This is a genomic window from Stenotrophomonas sp. Sm6012, from assembly GCF_030985895.1.
In the GTDB taxonomy this organism is placed as follows: domain Bacteria; phylum Pseudomonadota; class Gammaproteobacteria; order Xanthomonadales; family Xanthomonadaceae; genus Stenotrophomonas; species Stenotrophomonas forensis.
On the sequence record NZ_JAPTFX010000272.1, the window covers coordinates 1 to 1,624 of the forward strand.

Annotated in this window: 2 protein-coding genes; both read left to right on the forward strand. The window is 67.9% G+C overall.

Annotated elements, in window-relative coordinates:
- The first annotated feature begins 122 nt into the window (after positions 1-122).
- Positions 123-1,235: a homoserine O-acetyltransferase gene (locus tag O0J73_RS22310; protein ID WP_308309668.1), complete on the forward strand. Its 1,113-nt coding sequence runs from the start codon at positions 123-125 to the stop codon at positions 1,233-1,235.
- Positions 1,236-1,580, forward strand: coding sequence for a DUF1294 domain-containing protein (locus tag O0J73_RS22315; RefSeq protein ID WP_308309669.1), 345 nt, complete (start codon positions 1,236-1,238; stop codon positions 1,578-1,580).
- Positions 1,581-1,624 lie beyond the last annotated feature (44 nt).

The window sequence follows — 1,624 nt, forward strand, 5'->3', positions numbered from 1 at the left end:
GCACCCCCATGAATGTTGATGCGCCCGCATGGTTGCCGGTCAGCGGCCGGCACTACCGGGCGCATCGTCGATGGAAACCAGCGTGTCGCCAGCTCCACATGCAGCCCCGCTAGAATGCCTGCATGACCGAATTCATCCCGCCCGGCACCCGCTTCCACGCCCTGCCCTCGCCGTTCCCGTTCAAGCGCGGTGGCGCACTGCATGGCGCACGCGTGGCCTACGAAACCTGGGGAACGCTGGCCGCCGATGCCAGCAACGCGATCCTGATCGTGACCGGCCTGTCACCGGACGCGCATGCGGCGGCCAACGACGCCAACCCGGCACCAGGCTGGTGGGAGGCGATGGTCGGGCCCGCCAAGCCGATCGATACCGATCGCTGGTTCGTGGTGTGCGTGAACTCGCTGGGCAGCTGCAAGGGCTCGACCGGTCCGGCCTCGCTCAACCCCGCTACCGGTGAACCCTACCGCCTCGATTTCCCCGAGCTGTCGATCGAAGACGGCGCGCGCGCTGCCATCGAGGTGGTGCGCGCGCTGGGCATCGCGCAGCTGGCCTGCGTGGTCGGCAACTCGATGGGCGGCATGACCGCGTTGGCGGTGCTGATGCTGCACCCGGGCATCGCGCGCAGCCATGTCAACATCTCCGGCAGCGCGCAGGCATTGCCGTTCTCGATCGCGATCCGCTCGCTGCAGCGCGAGGCGATCCGCCTTGACCCGCGCTGGAACGGCGGCCACTACGACGATGCCGAGTATCCCGAGTCGGGCATGCGCATGGCGCGCAAGCTGGGCGTCATCACCTATCGCTCGGCACTGGAATGGGATGGTCGCTTCGGCCGCGTGCGGCTGGATTCGGACCAGGCCGACGATGATCCGTTCGGCCTTGAATTCCAGGTGGAAAGTTACCTGGAAGGCCACGCGCGGCGCTTCGTGCGCTTCTTCGATCCGAACTGCTACCTCTACCTGAGCCGCTCGATGGACTGGTTCGATCTGGCCGAGTACGCCGATGGCGATGTGCTGGCCGGCCTGGCGAAGATCCGGGTGGAAAAGGCGCTGGCGATCGGCGCCAACACCGACATCCTGTTCCCGGTGCAGCAGCAGCAACAGGTCGCCGACGGCCTGCGTGCCGGCGGTGCCGATGCGCGCTTCGTCGGCCTGGAGTCGCCACAGGGCCACGATGCGTTCCTTGTTGATTTCGAGCGTTTCGGCCCGGCCGTGCGCGGCTTCCTCGACGCGCTGTAAGTGGCGTGGCGGCGCAATCTCGGGCTCGCCGCCTTCGGTGCGCTGATCGCGCTGATGGTCAGCGGCGTGCTGCCGCTGTGGCTGGGCGGCTGGTGCCTGCTGGCCAGCGTGGTGTCGTTCGGGCTGTATGGCCACGACAAGCGTGCGGCGCAGCGAAAGCAATCGCGCATTCCCGAGCGCACCCTGCAGCTGCTGGCCTTCGCCGGGGGCTGGCCAGGCGCGCTGCTGGGCCAGGCCGTGTTCCGTCACAAGCACCGCAAGGCCGCGTTCCAGTGGGTGTTCTGGCTGTGTGTGCTGGCCAACGTGGCCTCGATTGCGGTGATGCTGCGCGAGTTCTCGCGGTAACGCTCGCAATCGGTAGTGCCGGCCGCTGGCCGGCAATCATGGGG

Bases quoted from the DNA above. Each gene is read 5' to 3' on its own strand.
- O0J73_RS22310 (WP_308309668.1), top strand. From the start codon at position 123: ATGACCGAATTCATCCCGCCCGGCACCCGCTTCCACGCCCTGCCCTCG.